Source organism: Streptococcus didelphis DSM 15616, from assembly GCF_000380005.1.
Lineage (GTDB): Bacteria > Bacillota > Bacilli > Lactobacillales > Streptococcaceae > Streptococcus > Streptococcus didelphis.
Map to the genome: position 1 here is coordinate 97,426 of NZ_KB904189.1, position 16,208 is coordinate 113,633.

Here is a 16,208-nt window from a genome sequence, read left to right on the forward strand (position 1 = left end):
CTCCTTAAAAGTCTTCTTTTCAAAATACAATAAGATTGACTTATGATATAATCTTCTTATTATAAATACTAGCAAAAGAGAGGAAGGACATGAAAAAATCATATATTTATTTCTTTACAGTCTGCTTTAGCCTAATAGCCCTGACTGCCTGTACAAGTCCTATGAAAAATGCCTCAGCCACTCAAAATGACTATTCCCTAATAGGGAAAGATCGTCAAGACACCCTTAAAATAGTTAAGGATTACTACTACTTTAATCAGCTAAGCAATGAAGAAAAAGAAAATTATCTTATCCTTAGAAAAAAAGCTAGCCAATTTAAGGATACCATCAGCCTGAGCCCTGCCTCTTCTGAAAGCATCTTTAAAACAATTGATGCTTTTGTCATGGATAATCCTGACCTCTACTGGTTAACCTCAGCCCCTTATAAAATTGAAAGCTCTAGTAGTAACGTCTTTGTCGAATTTGAAGTTCCAGAGGATGCCAAAGAAACATATGGCAGATTGCAAGACATTGGTAACCAGATTCTTGCCCAGGCACCTAAAGAAGATGATTATCAAAAGGTTCTTTATTTCTATAACTATATCATCAAAAATACCGACTATAATAAAGAGGCCTTTGATGCTTTCAAATCAGGTGATGAGGCCTTAGTAGCTCAAAACCAGGATATTAAGAGTGTCTTTATGGATCACTTATCTGTATGTAATGGCTATGCCCAAGCCTTCCAATTTCTTTGCCAAAAAGCAGGCATAGAGTCCTTGTATGTCAGAGGTAGCGTCACATCAGCTCAATCTCAAGAAGAAGTTCGCCATGCCTGGAACCTTGTCAAACTTAAAAATAAATTCTACGCTGTTGATAGTACTTGGGGAGACCCTGTCTTTGAAAATAACTTATCTGGTCATAATCAAGAGGCCATTAATTATAACTTCTTATGCCTGCCTGATAAAATCCTAAACATTAGCCACAAAGCTAGCTCAGATATTACTTATCAAGATCATAAATCCCTTAAAAATGTCTGGAAATATCCTGTCTGTGATGATGATTCTCTCCTTTATTCTAAGTTAAATGGTTATTATGCAGACCATTTTGACAATAAAATCCTAAGTAAGCTCCTAAAAAATCAACTCGAAGAAGGAAAACCCAATCCTGCTCTGCAAATGAGTTCAGAAGCTGATTATAAAGTACTTAGTCAAGATATTGAAGCTAATAGTCAATTCTATCACAATCTTTTTAAGGCTTATTGGCCCCAATATACAGGCTTTTCTTATAGTACCTCTCCAGAAACTTATAGTATCAGCTTTAGTCAGAGTAACTAAGTCAAGCCTTCAATAAATACTAATCTCTTTACACATTTGTAGAGGGATTTCTTTTATTTTACTAGCAAAAAAAGAACTTGGTTAACACCAAATTCTTTTAAGTAGATTTTTAGGCTAGTCTATTTGGGCTTTCACCTTTTGTCAAGATATCATTAAAGTTGTTAAAAGAAATGGAAATCATATCTGTCAGGGCATCAGCTGTATAAGAACCAATGTGAGGTGTGATAATAACACGTGGATATAAAGCCTGCATCTTATCAACCAGTTCATCACCAGTTTTACCATCAAAGTCTCTGTTAAAGAATTCTTTTTCACGGCTAATAACATCTGTGGCAAAGCCTCTCAATTTACCTGATTCAATAGCTTTTAAAATAGCTTCTTCATCAGTAATTTCTGCTCTTGCTGTATTAACCAAGATAGCTCCGTCTTTCATTTGTGAAAGACAGTTACTATTAAAGCTCTTATCATTTACCCCAATAATGTGTGGCACATGAAGAGAAACAATATCAGATTCAGCTAATAATTCTTCTTGTGTACGATAGTCTAGGAATTCTTTGGCTGCTTCATTTTCATAAATATCAAAACCAATAACCTTAGCTCCAGTAGCTTTCCAAAGTTTTGCTTCTGCTAAACCAATACGACCTGTTCCAATAATCCCCACAGTCAGGTTAGAGAGTTGTGGTGCAAACATTGAAGGATAGACTTTGAAGTCACCTTTTTGAGAATTATCCATTGCTGTAATGAGGTTACGGTGCAATTGCAGAGCAAGAGCAAAGGCAAGCTCAGCTACGGCATATGGAGAATAAGTTGGAACATAAGCCACAACTTGATTATTAGCTTTGGCTGCATCCAAATCGATATGAGAATAACCTACTGTTCTTGTAAAAACATACTTAATGCCATAGCTGTTTAAAATATCAAGATTTTTCTTGTCAGCAACATTATTAGCTCTAAGTAAGACAGCATCATGACCTTTTGCTGTTTCAACATTATCATGGGATAAGTTCTCTGAGCATAAGGTTAAGTCATAGTTATAAGTATTTAAATCATTAAAGTAAGGAATCTCGTTGTCACGAACACCATAACAAATTATTTTCATTTTATAAAATTACTCCACTTGTATGTAGGGCTGCTAAAACAACTACCCAGAAGATAATAGCAAGCACAGATAAGACTGAGGTTACTAAAGAAGCATTTGAAGCAAGGACTTCTTCTTTTTCAAATTTAATAGCATATGATACTGCCACTGTTGCTGGAGGTGTTGCAAGCATAATCATAACCCCAACAATAGCATAGTAACCTAATGGGAAGAAGCTATTTACTGCTAACATAACTGCTAGGAATACAGCTGGTACGACAAATAATTTAACCACAGTATAAATCCAAACAAACTTGTCTTTTACAGCATCCTTCATTGAAATTGAAGATAATGTCATACCAATTGCCAACCAAGCTAATGGTGATGACAGACTTGCTAAAAATCCTAATGCCGTTACAAACCATGGAAGTGTTAAGTCAAAACGGAAAATAGAAACTGTCAATTTAGCAGGAAGGTCACTACCCACAACATAAAGCGGATTAGCTACTGTAGTTTGTGGCATTGATTTTTGGAAGAACCAGAGAATCATCCCTACAAAAGTTGCTACAACAATTGGGTTTAAAAAGATAGTTTTCAAATGTTTAGGGTCAAACTTTTGATCACTCATTGTCATTAAAGCATATGAGTATAGGAAAACACGGTAGGCAATGTTAAATAGGTTAGCATAAATAACAGCTTCTGGATGGTCTTTCAAGAAGAAGGCAGTAATAATTGGAATACCATAGAAAGTTGTTGACCCAAAGGCAGTCAAAACAGTCATTGTATCACGTTTATCTTTAGCTAAGCCTTTATATAATAGCCTTCCAATTAAAATCAAAATGATATAAGCAATAAAACCAAAGATAAAAATGTTACGACCTGATGTGAAGGTTTTAGCATTGATATCTGATAAAAAAGCTTTAAATGCTAATGCAGGTAAGGCTACAGATAGCAAGACACTTGATAAGACTTTGGCACTATTTGCAGGTACCAAATCCTTTTTACGGATGTAGTATCCTAATAAAATAATAAAAACAGTTGAAAAAACCGCCCCACGTAAGGACATATTCATAAGGACAGCTTTTGTAATCTCTAAAAAGTTCATCATTTCTCCTATGTATAGTTGTGATTTACCTCACACATTTTACTTGTTTATCAAGTCTTTGTCAATACGTTTTTTGCTTTAGTGACGCGGGAAAGCCCTATCATTTTCATTTTTTTAGAAATTAAAGTTATTTTTTATATTTTTTTACGAATAATAATATAAGCAGCTTCTTAAAGTCATTTAGGTGATTAGTCATCACAACTTCTCCAAACAAAAAAGCTTTGAAATGTTAATTCCAAAGACTTGTAAATAGATAAAAAAAGAGCACACACTTGACATCGCTTAGGGCTGCTGGATTCCTCCCCTGACCCACTTCACGCACAAATGTTGCTCCATAATTATTCTATCATAAACTCCCTATCTTTTGCAAGTCATTCCTGCGAAGAGAGATCTAAAAGTTCTTTCTTAGCTTTTTTGGACTGTCGTCTATGACGGAAAAAGTCCTGCATAATTTTAGCACAGTCTTCAGCTAGGATACCTCCTTCAAGTTTAACCCGATGATTGAGCCTTTCATCTGTTAACACTTGATAGAGACTGACTACACCTCCAAATTTTTCATTGCTTGCTCCAAAAACCAGGCTTGGAATACGAGCCAAACCAATAGCACCACTACACATCAAACAAGGTTCAATGGTTACAAACAAGGTACAATCTAGTAACCGCCAATTAGCAACACAGGCATTAGCTTGGTTGATAGCCATGATTTCAGCATGCATGATTGCTTGATTAAGTTCTTCTCTGGCATTATGACCCCGACCAATAATCTGGCCATCTTTAACAATGACACAACCAATGGGGATTTCATTTTTTACAAGTGATTTCTCAGCTTCCTTGAGGGCCTGCCTCATAAAATATTCTTTTTCTTCTAAACTGTATGTCATCAGTCTAAACTTCCTAAATCCCAGCTACAATGTGGCAAAGAGACTTCAACAGGAATTGCACCAGCATACCTTTGGCTTTCTTCCTGTAAGATTTGCAAATGCCTATCAGGGTCTATTCCTTGCGGAGCAAGTGGTGGTGTATGAGTGAGTACTAGTTTTTTAACCTTAGCTTCTTTGGCGATAAGCCCTGCTTCTTTGCTTGTTAGGTGGGCTTGATGGTTTTCGTTTCCTTCATATAAGAAGACATCTGCTAAGAGGAGGTCGGCATTTTGGGCAAAGGGGGCTAACTGGTCGAAATAGCCTGTATCAGCTGTATAGACGAGAACTTGTCCTGTGCTTCTTTCAAGTATGCGAAAAGCGTAGCAAATAACGGGATGGACTGTCTTGATAAAGGTAATGTCAAAGGGACCTATTTCTTGTTTTCCTTGGACGTCATAGGCAATGCCCACTGATACGCCATCCATACTTAATTTAGCAAATTCAGCTTGGTCTTCATCATGGGCAAAAATCGGTAAAAGCTTGGGTTCCCGTAGATGTTTAGGGTAAAGTTGACGGTAATGGCGAAGTACTCCTAGGTCTGCCACATGATCAGGATGATAGTGACTGATAATGACTGCATCTAGATCAACTGGATTTATCACTTTTTCTAGTTCATTTAAGGCGCAACTTCCTACATCCATTAGTAATTGAAAGCCATCTTCTCCTCTTAAGAGATAAGATGTGGTTCCTTGATTATTATGTGGATATGCTCCCCAAGAGCCTAGGGTTGTAACTTTCATCTGGTGTCACCTTCTTTCTTGATTTCCTATATTATATCAAAATTGTCTTTTTCTAGCTGAACTCTAGTCAAAGAGACCAAAACCTAATGTTTCAGTCTCTTGATGTCTCTGTAAATGGCTCTATTTATTTCTAAATACGCCTATTTTTATTAATGACCTTTGTGAATATAGGATTCCTTCAGTTTTAGGGCAATGATAGTAGCAATTAGGGCTTTAATGGTGTCTCCTGGGATAAAGACAAGGTTTGAAGCTAATGCTGAAAGAAGAGGCATACCCGTGTAAGAAGCTAACCAGATGGCACCTAGCAGATCTACCCAAAGAACACCTGCTATCCAGATAAGGGCAAAGATAAGGAACTTGTTTTGCCTTTTCTTGCTATTTTGGTATAAAAATGAAAATAGTAAGGGGGTAAATAGCCAAGCAACAATATAGCCCGCTGTTGGTCCCATCATGACTGACAGGGTTGTCTTACTGGCAGAAAAAACTGGAAGAAAGAGTCCTATTACTAAGAAGAGTAAGATAGATAGACTCCCCTTTTTGCCTCCTAAAATCAAGGCAGCTAGCATAATAGCTAAGTTTTGAAGCACAATAGGTACTGGAATAAAACCTAATGGTATAGCGGGAATCATCCCTAGGATAATAATCAAGCTTGTCATTATTGCTATATAAGTGACATTTTTAGTTGAGAACATGTTTACTCCTTATGAAAAATAAATAGCTTTGTGGGCAGAACATTTTGGATTAAATGGCTTGGAACAATATGGGCAGTAGCCTTTTTCATAGGCAAGTCGACTCATGACCTTTCTGCAAGCACCACAAAGTACAGGATAGGCTTCAGCCTTTGAGCTTGCCTTAAAAGAATGACTTTCTAAGCTATCATGACAGATATAGCAAGCATAATATTTTTGGCAAGTTTGGCATTTCAAAGCAGCAATGTCTCTTGCAGTATGATAGTGTCTACAACGTGTTTCCTTATCTAAATCAAGGCCAAAACAGTCCATATCTTTCCACCTTTTTTAATAGTCTAATAGAATAGAAGGGTCTTGTCAACCTATTTTATAAATAGGGTGACAAGAAAAACACTAAAAAAAATGAGCTAGGCCCATTTTTAGTTTAAAAGTTTCGAGATGACTTATTGTAGCCATATGCTTCTAGAAAATCTTGGCGGAATTCTAAGAGATTATCATCTATGATAGCCTGACGTACTTGCTTCATAAGGTTAAGCAAGAAATAAAGATTATGATAGCTTGTTAGGCGAATGCCAAAGGTTTCATCTGCTTTTAAGAGGTGACGGATATAGGCTCTGCTATAGTTTTGACAGGTGTAACAATCGCAATTAGGATCTAGGGCCGTGAAATCTTCTGCAAATTTTGCATTTTTGATGACCAAGCGTCCCTGACTTGTCATGCAAGTTCCATTACGGGCAATGCGGGTTGGCAATACACAGTCAAACATATCAATACCTCTTATAACACCATCAATAAGGCTATCTGGGGCACCAACTCCCATAAGGTATCTTGGTTTATTTTCTGGTAAGAGCTGCGTTGTAAAATCAAGTACGGCATTCATTTCTTCATGGGTTTCACCAACAGCTAAACCGCCAATAGAGTAACCTGGAAAGTCCATAGCTACCAAGTCAGCAGCTGATTGACGACGAAGGTCTTCAAAACCAGCCCCTTGGACAATTCCAAATAAACCTTGATCCTGAAGACGACGATGGGCTTTCAACCCCCGTTCAGCCCAGCGGCTAGTTCTCTCAATTGATTTTTTGACATAATCATAAGGTTGATAAAATTGTGGACATTCATCAAAACTCATCATGATATCAGAACCAAGATTATTTTGAATGGAGATGGCTTTCTCAGGGGATAGGAACATCTTAGAACCATTGAGATGGTTTTTAAAGGTTACCCCTTCTTCAGTAATATTGCGTGATTCTGCGAGAGAATAAACCTGAAAACCACCTGAGTCAGTCAGGATAGGTTGATCCCAGTTCATAAACTTGTGCAGGCCACCTGCTTTTGCAATGAGTTCATCTCCTGGACGTAGCCATAAATGGTAGGTGTTAGATAGAATAATGCCTGACCCCATGGCCTTGAGTTCTTCTGGAGATTGTGTTTTTACTGTTGCTTGAGTACCTACAGGCATAAACATAGGTGTTGGAAAGGTCCCGTGTGGCGTGATAATTTCACCAAGCCTTGCACCTGTATGCTTTTCTTTTTTAATAAGGCGATACTTAATTGGATAATCTGTCATTGTCTTCCTCGCTATCAAGATAAACAGTCTTGAGCTTCTTGTTTTAAAGAGACTAATAGCCTTCTTCTTTTTGCTGGTCTTACAGCTCTCTCATTCTATCAAAAAATTCTTAGCTTGTCATGAGGCTTGCCAATTTTTTAACTAATAAAGAACTTACCTCCAGATAAAGATATGCTATAATGGTTTAAAGGAGTTTCTATGAAAATAAGACACATAAAAAAAGAAGCCAAAGCTACATTAAAAAAACTTCCCGGTAAATATACCTTATTTCTAATACCAATTCTAATTCAATTTGCTTTAATTGGTCTACAGGTTCACAAAAATCACTTAATCGGTGAAGGGGTTCAGATGTCATTGACAGCTTCATTTTTCCCCATACTTTTAAATATTATTGCTGGTTTTTTTACCCTATCAGCTGCTTTCACCATGATTTCTGTAATCCGGAATAAGCGTCAATCTGTTTCATTTTCAGATACCAGCCTAGCTTTTTCTACAGATTATTTTGGAAAGATTATTGTCCTTTACCTTCTCAAGACCCTCTTAATCCTTGTGTGGTCCTTAGTTTTGTTCCTTGGTCTAGCCCTTCTTATTATTAGTTATTTTGCCTACTTATCAAATGCAGGGGGTGGAGCTTCAACTAACTTATCCTTACTTTTTGGTGTGCTTGGGTTTCTTATTACTATAGTGGGACTTGCTCTGTCTATTAATCGACAGCTTGCTTATGGTATGGCTGAATTCCTTCTTTTTGATAGCCTTCAAAATGGCACTTACATTGGTCCACTTGTTCTTATTGAAAAAAGTGTTGCTATGATGAAAGGGTTTAAGTGGAAATACTTCCTCTTAGGGCTCAGCTTTATTGGCTGGTATTTCTTAGCTATCATAAGTTTAGGACTTGCTTATATCTATCTTTTACCTTATATCACAACCAGTTCTGTCTACTTCTATGAGCATCTGAGACAGGAAAAAAATATTAGTAATGAGCAAATCCCTACCCTTGATTAGTTGAACAAAATAGATTTATTTCTGCGGATAATAAAAAGCCTACCCACTTTTATGAGGGATAGGCTTTTAATAATGTCTTTTTGTCTTTTTTTGGCATTCTGGGCAGATGCCATAGGCAATAACCGGAACTCTGGTGATGAGATAACCTGTTTGGTCATGGGCCTCTTTAGCAACATCCACAACATCTACGTCCATGAAATCGGCAATACGGCCACAAACTTCACAGACAACATTAACATGCTGATGGCCCATAAAGTCATAGTAGGTGGTTGAGTCATTACTGATTTTAATTTCAGAAACCAAACCTTCATCAACCAAGACCTTTAAATTATTATAGACAGTCGCTAAACTCATATTGGGATAGTCCCCTTTTAGGTCACGGTAGATCTTGTCTGCACTAGGGTGTTCTGTTGACTCTACCATATAAGAGATGATAGCTTTACGTGTCTGTGTTATACGAATTTGTTTTTCTCTCAGGTGCTCTAGAACATTTTCATAAGCATCTAGAGCTTGTTTATTATGTGAGTGAATATCCATGATTCAGCTCCTAACATCTATTTATTTTATGCTTAGCCTACTAGTCCAGCATCAATTGCTTGTGTTCGATCTTAGTGCACTTGTTCATGACAATAGCTTGATGCCCAGCTTCTCTTAAGACTTGTTCAGCTTCTTGGCTTTCTAAACCTAGTTGAGACCAAAAAACCTTGGCATCTGTTTCAATAAAGTCTCTTGCCACACCAGCTAGAGCTGGGCTAGGTCTAAAAATATCTACAATGTCTATACTAACAGGAATATCCTGCAAGGCTCTATAAACCTTTTCTCCTAAAATCTCTTGCCCTGCTAGTTTGGGGTTGACAGGTAGAATGTGATAGCCCACCGACTGTAGAAATGCTGCTACTTTATAAGCAGCAGTCTCTTGTCGATGTGATAGTCCTACAATAGCAATTGTCTTGGCATTTTCTAAATAGGACTTTATGATGTCTTGTGATGGATTTTGAAAAGAATATGACATAGATTTCCCCTTATTAAAACAGCAAGTGGAGGGGCTAGCTAATAGGTAGCATAAGCACAATTTCCCCTCATTATAACACAAAAATTAAAGCTAAAAGTGAGCAATTTATCATTTATTTAGAGATTTTACTTGGCTTCGTACCAGCTTTGACCTTCATTTTCATCAGCCCGTAAAGGAACCAACAAGTCCACAGCATCTTCCATTGTCTCTTTGACCAATTTTTTAACAGCTGCTAACTCATGATTTGGCACCTCAAGAACAATCTCATCATGTACCTGAAGCAGCATTTTGGTCTCATAACCAGCTGCTAGTAAGGCTTTATCCAAATTGATCATTGCGATTTTAAGAATATCAGCTGCGCTGCCTTGGATAGGCGAGTTGATGGCTGTACGCTCCGCAAAAGACCTGAGGTTGAAATTACGAGAATTGATATCCGGTAATTCACGACGGCGTTTAAAGAGGGTTTCCACATAGCCTTTATCCTTGGCCTCACGAACAATGGTGTCCATATAGTTTTTAATTCCAGGATAGCGTTCAAAGTAGGTCTCAATATAGTCTTTAGCCTTTTTACGGCTAATGCCTAGATTATTGGACAAGCCAAAATCAGAAATCCCATAAACAATTCCAAAGTTAACTGCCTTTGCATTGCGACGGTCATTAGCTGTCACATCTTCTTCTTTTTCGATACCAAAGACACGCATGGCTGTTGAGGTGTGGATATCCGCATTGTGGTTAAAGGCAGCAATTAGGTGCTGGTCTTGTGAAATGTGGGCCAAAACACGTAACTCAATTTGAGAATAATCAGAACTTAGAAGAACAGAATCCTCACTTGAAGGTGTAAAGGCCTTACGAATTAATCTTCCTTGCTCCATTCTAATAGGAATGTTTTGTAGGTTGGGATCTGTACTTGACAGACGCCCTGTCTGGGTCAAGTCTTGCACGTAACGGGTGTGGATTTTGCCATCTTCCATGATAAAGTCTTGCAGGCCAATGACATAGGTAGACTGTAGCTTAGTAATCTGACGGTAATCTAATATTTTAGCCACTATTGGCGCTATTGGTGCTAAGCGTTCTAAGACATCAACGGCCGTTGAATAGCCGGTTTTGGTTTTCTTAGTCATTTCTAGCGGCAACTGCATCTTCTCAAATAAAATACTACCTAGCTGTTTCGGGGAGTTAATATTAAAGCTCTCACCAGCCATATCATAGATTTCTTCTGTTAACTTCTCAATAATAGCCTTATTTTGCTCTGCCATTTCCGCAAGGCTAGCCTTATTGACCTTGATACCATTAATTTCCATTTTAGCTAGGACATTGGCAAGAGGGAGTTCAATATCAAAGTAGAGTTGACTTTGCTGGTTGTCAGCTAATTTTTCTAAGATGGTGGCTTTACTGTCAAGTAGAACTTTTATTTTTCGGGCTAGATGGGCAAATAAGATGTCCTTTTCTGGAAAGGCTCGTTTGACCCCTTTGCCATAGACTATGTCATCTGATTCCAGCTGAATGTTTGTATGCATGCGGGCAATGGTTGATAGTTGATTATCGTCTACATTTGTTAGTAAGTAATTAGCCAGGCGGGCATCAAAGGAGGCTTGCGCTAAGTCTAGTCCAAGATGGCTAAGAAGAACCTTACTTCTTTTGAAATCATAAGTAGCAATTGGTTTTTGAAGAACCTTCTTAAAAAGGTCACTGGTTAATAAGTCTGCCTTGTTTGATACATAAATGTGGTCTTGATTGCCCCAAGCAAAGGTTTGGATATTTTCTCGGTGATAATTATCTTTTAAGACTTCAAAGTAGAAAAAATCATCCTCTGAGAACATGTCTTCTGAAAGATTATCTACTTCTGTGTAAGTAATCTCTTCATTTGCTGGGCTAGGGAGTTGACTTTTGAGGGCATTTTTTAATTGAACAAAGCCCATCTCATCATAGAAGGCAGCAAGACTTGCAACATCAGCAGGGCCATTATAAAGAAGATCATCTAAAGTGATTGTAATCGGTGCCTTGGTGTCGATGGTGGCTAGGGTTTTTGATAAGAAGGCTAGCTCTTTATCATTAATCAAGTTTTCCTTCATTTTTGAGGCTTTAAAGCTATCAATATGCTCATAAATCCCCTCTAAACTACCATATTCATGCAAGAGTTTAAGGCCTGTTTTTTCACCAATCTTGGTAACTCCTGGAATATTATCTGATTTATCACCCATTAGTGCTTTTAAATCAATAAATTGTTGGGGGCTTATCCCCATTTTCTCCATAAGATAGGCTGGGGTAAATTCTTCAAATTCAGCGACTCCCTTTTTAGAGATTTCAACAACAGTATTGCTGTCTGTCAGCTGAATTAAATCCTTGTCTCCACTGACAATAGTGACATCAAAGGGAATCTCTGTGCTTTCTGCCATCTTATCAAGGGTACCAATAATATCATCTGCTTCATAGTTAGCCAAATCATAAAATGGCACTCCTAGAGCTGTTAGCATTTCTCTGATATAGGGAAATTGCTCTCTAAATTCATCAGGGGTCTTGGCACGGCCACCTTTGTAGTCAGCATACATTTCCGTACGGAAGGTCGTTTTGCCAGCATCAAAAGCAACCAAAACATGGCTTGGTTGCACGCGCTTCATCATGTGGTCAAGCATTAAATGAAAACCATAAATAGCATTGGTATGAAGACCATTTTGGTTCCTAAAGCGATCAATCTGGTTGTAAAGTGCAAAAAAGGCGCGAAAGGCTACTGAAGAGCCATCAATTAAGAGAAGTTTATTCTTGTTTTTCATAGCTTTATTATACCACAAGCCACTTTGCTTTGGCCTTCCAAGACTTCATATTTCCTTAATTCAAAAGAAAAGCCTCTGAATAAGCTTCAAAGACTTTCTTCTATTAATATTTTTTATTTTTTAGTCCACTCTTCAACCTTGTCTGAATTTGCTTTAATCCATTTCTTAGCAGCATCTTCAGGGCTCATGCCTTTGTTAACATCTAACATAACAGCTTCCATGTCTTTTTTGGTCCATGAGAAACGGTCAATGATTCGGTAAAGATCTGGTTGTTCTTTTTTCAAGCCTTTACGAGCAATGGTGTGGATATCTTCACTTGTGCCAAAGGATTTTTTCGGATCTTCTAAATATTTCAAATCATACTTAGCAAACATCCAGTGTGGAGACCAGCCGGTTACAACGATTTCTTCTTTTTTCTTAATAGCTTGGTCTAAAGAAGTTGTCATGGCACCTGTTGAAGCAGATGTTAAATCCCAACCCGATAAGTTAGCATAGTCTGTGGTAGCCTGTTTAGCAGCAGTCATAATTCCTGCCCCAGGTTCAATCCCAATAATCTTTTTCTTAGCTTGGTCTGATAAATCTTCAATGCTATTAACATTTGTCATGTATTTAGGAACTACTAAACCTAGTTTAGTTCCTTTCATATTGACACCTAGATCATCAAGTTTAGACTTGTATTTTTTATATTGTTGGCCATGAGTTACTGGTAACCAGGCACTTGTTGAAAAGTCTGAGTTGCCGTTAGCCACACTTTGCCAGGCTACTGCATTATCAAGTGGTGTCATTTCCACAGCGAAGCCTGCTTGTTTGAGTACCTGAGCAATAACATTGGTTGAAGCTACCTCAGAATCCCATTGCACATAAGCAATCTTGACTTTTTGCCCCTTACCAGTATTGTCAGAACTAGCTGTAAGAATGGTTCTTCCTAGGCCGGCAATTAAAAAGACAGCTAAGGTTAGGATTCCAACCCATTTATTAACTTTTCCTCTTTTAGCCTTATTTTCTGTTTTTGTATTAAAGGTTTGCGTAATTCTATCTAGAATAATAGCCAGAATAACCAAGGCTAAACCTGATACAAAACCTGTACCAATATCTGCATGTTGAAGAGCTGATAAGACTTCACGTCCTAAACCAGGAGCTCCAATCATAGAACCCGTCACAACCATTGATAGGGCAAGCATCATGGTTTGATTGATACCAGCCATGATGGTATTTTTAGCTAGGGGTAATTCGACCTTTAAGAGTTTTTGACGAGGGGTTGAACCAAAAGCATCTGAAGCCTCAACCAATTCTCTTGAAATTTCTCTAATCCCTAAGTTGGTAAAACGAACAGTCGGTGGTAAGGCAAAGATAACTGAAGCAAAGACCCCTGGCACCATACCAATGCCAAAGAAGGCAACTGCTGGAATCAGGTAAACAAAGGCCGGCATGGTTTGCATAAAGTCTAGGATAGGATTAACCACCTGACGAACTGTCGCATTCTTAGCCATCCAAATCCCCAGAGGAATCCCAATAATAATAGAAATTAAACTGGCTACTAATACCAAGGTAAAAGTATTCATCAGATGTTCCCAAAGACCTTGGTTATAGATAAATAAGAGCCCAAGTAGGGTAAAGGTTGGCAAGGGCCATTTTTTCTTAGCCAGGAAAAAGACAGCTAAGCTTGCTAAAACTATAAATAGTAGAGGGTGAATAAAGAGCAGGGTGTCAGTCATCCAATTCATGACAAAACTTCCCACTTTTTGCATAAGCTCAAAAAGACCAGAGAATGTCTTAGTAATCCATTCTGTGATATTTTCTACCAATTGAGCAACTGGTAGTTTGGTTTGTAGTATATTCTCCAAAATAATATCTCCTTCTTACTCTTTATTCTTGACTTGTCCCTGTTGGATGCACAGTTACAATCTTTTCTTCTACTTCAAGTATTGGATTAACCTCAAGCTCCTCCTCAGGCTGGTCAGAAACATTAGCTAGCGCTTCAATAACCCGTCCTCGGATGATTACCCCCAGTAAACGATTAGCCTGATCTGTTACAGCAATAGGAGCTGATGAATCATAGATTAATGGCATAATGTCTGTGATAACCGTATCAGGAGTGACTCTTGTCACCTCACGGTCAATAACCTCTGTTAGAGGTAGACCCTTTTTACGTGCTTCAATAGCCGCATCAGCTGTTAGGATCCCTACTAACTGGCGACGACGGTCAGTAGCCATTAACATAGATACCTCTTCCGTGTGCATTCTATTTAGGGCCACCTGAGGACCATCAATCTCAACAGTTGTTGTTAATGGTTTAATCATGATATTTTGTGCCGTTAAAACTTTGGAACGATCAACATCTTCCACAAATTCACGGACAAAATCATTAGCTGGCTTAGTAAGGATTTCCTCACCTGTTCCAATTTGCATAATTTGACCATCCTTCATCAGGGCAATTCGGTCCCCAATGCGCAAGGCTTCATTCAAATCATGACTGATAAAGATGATGGTTTGTTGGGATGTGGCTTGCAGTTCCACAAGCTCATCCTGCATTTCACGACGAATCAAGGGATCAAGGGCAGAGAATGCCTCATCCATTAAAAGAATCTTTGGACCATTGGCAAGAGCCCTAGCTAAACCGACACGCTGTTGCATCCCACCAGATAACTGATTAGGATATTGGTCCTTAAAGTTTAAAAGACCAGCATTAGCAAGAGCCTTTTCAGCCCTTTCTTGTCTTTCATCCTTTGTTACGCCCCGCAGTTCTAAGCCAAACTCTGTGTTTTCCAAAATCGTCTTATGAGGAAATAAAGCAAAACTTTGGAAAACCATGTTGATGTCATGGCGACGCACTTCACGTAGATTTTCTGCATTCATCTTGGAGATGTCTTTTCCTTGTAGTAAAATACTACCTGCTGAAGGTTCAATCAAGCGGTTCAACATACGAACAAGGGTTGACTTCCCACTACCAGACAGACCCATAATAACAAAGATCTCGCCTTCTTTTACCTCAAAACTAGCATCATAGACCCCAACAGTAGCACCTGTTTTTTTCAAAATATCAGTCTTACTTTTACCTTGCTTAACCATCTCCAAGGCAGCTTTTTGTCTTTTACCAAAAATCTTAGATAAATTTTTGACTTCTAAAATAGTTTCCATTCATATCTCTCCTTATGGGTGATGTGTTCCTATCTTTATTAATGTTTTTATACAAACTTCATAACAGTCATAGCTCACAAAGCAAAAACCATTTTCGCAAACAGAACATAACTAGAATATCAAGTGTGGTCACTTTTGTCAAATGAGAAAACCCGAAAAAACAGGAGAAAGCGTTTCCCACAGCCTTTCTTTAAACATGTTTAAACCTATTAAAAAGCAAAGTGACCCTAAAAGAGACCAGCATAGCTTTGCTGATCTCTTTGGTTTTTAGATAAAAGACAAAAAATAAGATAGCCTCAGACAGGAGAACACAGCGTTATTCCTTCTCAAGCTATCTTTAATAATTCTGTAGTAATATTTCACATTACTAGCAGTCTACCTTCTGTATTAGCAAATGATGAATATATTTCCCAAAAATCTTTAGGTAGAGATCTTTTAGCTTTTTTATACTCAAGATACCTATTTTCTCGTTGCAACTCTAGCATTAGTTACCTCTTTTCTAACCCTTCTATTTAGAATTTCTACCGTATTTCATATTTTTCTACCGTATTCTTAATTATCAATAATAAATGATTTAGTTTTTGACTATAAAAGCTGCTTTTTTGTTAAAAATTAACGCTTGTTAATATATCGTTTATTTCCACCACTGTAAATTCTATAATAATTTCCCCCAGGCTGATATAAAGAAATTTTTCTTTTTTTGACAAGGTAATCAAGAATTATTTTGATGTATGCAGCTTTTTCAATCTTTGGTTTTTTTCTGCCATTTAGCGTAGGAACTATCTTGTCTAACTCAACGCAGCCAGCAAATCTATAAGTTCTGTATCACTCCATAAGAAATATAATTTGTTAGTATGGAACGACGGTTCTCAA

General features: G+C 37.8%; 14 protein-coding genes and 1 other RNA gene. 2 read left to right on the forward strand and 13 right to left on the reverse strand.

Annotation, left to right across the window (positions count from 1 at the left end):
- Positions 1-89 precede the first annotated feature (89 nt).
- Positions 90-1,313: a transglutaminase domain-containing protein gene (locus A3GU_RS0104530; RefSeq protein ID WP_018366359.1), complete on the forward strand. Its 1,224-nt coding sequence runs from the start codon at positions 90-92 to the stop codon at positions 1,311-1,313.
- Between the two features lie 109 nt (positions 1,314-1,422).
- Here A3GU_RS0104530 and A3GU_RS0104535 read toward each other — a convergent pair whose 3' ends face one another.
- The 8 genes from A3GU_RS0104535 to tgt all read right to left on the reverse strand — a co-directional run bounded on the left by A3GU_RS0104535 (position 1,423) and on the right by tgt (position 7,412).
- Positions 1,423-2,412: an NAD(P)-dependent oxidoreductase gene (locus tag A3GU_RS0104535; RefSeq protein WP_018366360.1), complete on the reverse strand. Its 990-nt coding sequence runs from the start codon at positions 2,410-2,412 to the stop codon at positions 1,423-1,425.
- Between the two features lies 1 nt (position 2,413).
- Positions 2,414-3,499 carry an AEC family transporter gene (locus tag A3GU_RS0104540; protein ID WP_245537477.1) on the reverse strand — a complete coding sequence of 362 codons (1,086 nt, stop codon included), beginning with the start codon at positions 3,497-3,499 and terminating at the stop codon, positions 2,414-2,416.
- Between the two features lie 245 nt (positions 3,500-3,744).
- Positions 3,745-3,840: signal recognition particle sRNA small type (gene ffs / locus A3GU_RS10010), an RNA gene on the reverse strand.
- Between the two features lie 27 nt (positions 3,841-3,867).
- On the reverse strand, positions 3,868-4,377 hold the full coding sequence (gene tadA, locus A3GU_RS0104545; RefSeq protein ID WP_018366362.1) for a tRNA adenosine(34) deaminase TadA: 510 nt from the start codon (positions 4,375-4,377) through the stop codon (positions 3,868-3,870).
- On the reverse strand, positions 4,377-5,156 hold the full coding sequence (locus A3GU_RS0104550) for an MBL fold metallo-hydrolase (protein ID WP_018366363.1): 780 nt from the start codon (positions 5,154-5,156) through the stop codon (positions 4,377-4,379). Before A3GU_RS0104550 ends, tadA begins: the two co-directional genes overlap by 1 nt.
- A gap of 149 nt (positions 5,157-5,305) precedes the next feature.
- Positions 5,306-5,848 (reverse strand): biotin transporter BioY, encoded by a 543-nt coding sequence (locus tag A3GU_RS0104555; protein ID WP_018366364.1) that lies wholly within the window; start codon positions 5,846-5,848, stop codon positions 5,306-5,308.
- Positions 5,849-5,857: 9 nt separating this feature from the next.
- Entirely contained in the window at positions 5,858-6,157 is a 300-nt protein-coding gene (locus A3GU_RS0104560; RefSeq protein ID WP_018366365.1) for a CHY zinc finger protein, read from the reverse strand.
- A gap of 112 nt (positions 6,158-6,269) precedes the next feature.
- Entirely contained in the window at positions 6,270-7,412 is a 1,143-nt protein-coding gene (tgt, locus tag A3GU_RS0104565; protein WP_018366366.1) for a tRNA guanosine(34) transglycosylase Tgt, read from the reverse strand.
- A 198-nt stretch (positions 7,413-7,610) separates the two neighbouring features.
- Between tgt and A3GU_RS0104570 the strand changes: the two genes are divergently transcribed.
- Positions 7,611-8,414: a DUF975 family protein gene (locus A3GU_RS0104570; RefSeq protein WP_018366367.1), complete on the forward strand. Its 804-nt coding sequence runs from the start codon at positions 7,611-7,613 to the stop codon at positions 8,412-8,414.
- Positions 8,415-8,480: 66 nt separating this feature from the next.
- On the opposite strand, the gene perR is transcribed toward A3GU_RS0104570, so the two are convergent.
- The 5 genes from perR to A3GU_RS0104595 all read right to left on the reverse strand — a co-directional run bounded on the left by perR (position 8,481) and on the right by A3GU_RS0104595 (position 15,335).
- A complete protein-coding gene (perR, locus tag A3GU_RS0104575; protein WP_018366368.1) occupies positions 8,481-8,951 on the reverse strand; it encodes a peroxide-responsive transcriptional repressor PerR in 471 nt (156 codons plus the stop codon).
- 40 nt (positions 8,952-8,991) lie between these two features.
- Positions 8,992-9,426 carry a CoA-binding protein gene (locus A3GU_RS0104580; RefSeq protein ID WP_018366369.1) on the reverse strand — a complete coding sequence of 145 codons (435 nt, stop codon included), beginning with the start codon at positions 9,424-9,426 and terminating at the stop codon, positions 8,992-8,994.
- Between the two features lie 125 nt (positions 9,427-9,551).
- Positions 9,552-12,197, reverse strand: coding sequence for a DNA polymerase I (gene polA, locus A3GU_RS0104585; protein WP_026216446.1), 2,646 nt, complete (start codon positions 12,195-12,197; stop codon positions 9,552-9,554).
- A 113-nt stretch (positions 12,198-12,310) separates the two neighbouring features.
- Positions 12,311-14,041, reverse strand: coding sequence for an ABC transporter permease/substrate binding protein (locus A3GU_RS0104590; RefSeq protein WP_018366371.1), 1,731 nt, complete (start codon positions 14,039-14,041; stop codon positions 12,311-12,313).
- Between the two features lie 22 nt (positions 14,042-14,063).
- Complete coding sequence (locus tag A3GU_RS0104595) at positions 14,064-15,335, reverse strand: quaternary amine ABC transporter ATP-binding protein (protein WP_018366372.1); 1,272 nt, start codon at positions 15,333-15,335, stop codon at positions 14,064-14,066.
- Positions 15,336-16,208 lie beyond the last annotated feature (873 nt).

Coding starts and splice junctions, on each gene's coding strand:
- A3GU_RS0104555 (WP_018366364.1), bottom strand. CDS start 5,848: ATGTTCTCAACTAAAAATGTCACTTATATAGCAATAATGACAAGCTTG.
- A3GU_RS0104530 (WP_018366359.1), top strand. CDS start 90: ATGAAAAAATCATATATTTATTTCTTTACAGTCTGCTTTAGCCTAATA.
- perR (WP_018366368.1), bottom strand. CDS start 8,951: ATGGATATTCACTCACATAATAAACAAGCTCTAGATGCTTATGAAAAT.
- A3GU_RS0104595 (WP_018366372.1), bottom strand. CDS start 15,335: ATGGAAACTATTTTAGAAGTCAAAAATTTATCTAAGATTTTTGGTAAA.
- A3GU_RS0104540 (WP_245537477.1), bottom strand. CDS start 3,499: ATGATGAACTTTTTAGAGATTACAAAAGCTGTCCTTATGAATATGTCC.
- polA (WP_026216446.1), bottom strand. CDS start 12,197: ATGAAAAACAAGAATAAACTTCTCTTAATTGATGGCTCTTCAGTAGCC.
- A3GU_RS0104570 (WP_018366367.1), top strand. CDS start 7,611: ATGAAAATAAGACACATAAAAAAAGAAGCCAAAGCTACATTAAAAAAA.
- A3GU_RS0104560 (WP_018366365.1), bottom strand. CDS start 6,157: ATGGACTGTTTTGGCCTTGATTTAGATAAGGAAACACGTTGTAGACAC.
- A3GU_RS0104550 (WP_018366363.1), bottom strand. CDS start 5,156: ATGAAAGTTACAACCCTAGGCTCTTGGGGAGCATATCCACATAATAAT.
- A3GU_RS0104535 (WP_018366360.1), bottom strand. CDS start 2,412: ATGAAAATAATTTGTTATGGTGTTCGTGACAACGAGATTCCTTACTTT.
- tgt (WP_018366366.1), bottom strand. CDS start 7,412: ATGACAGATTATCCAATTAAGTATCGCCTTATTAAAAAAGAAAAGCAT.
- tadA (WP_018366362.1), bottom strand. CDS start 4,377: ATGACATACAGTTTAGAAGAAAAAGAATATTTTATGAGGCAGGCCCTC.
- A3GU_RS0104580 (WP_018366369.1), bottom strand. CDS start 9,426: ATGTCATATTCTTTTCAAAATCCATCACAAGACATCATAAAGTCCTAT.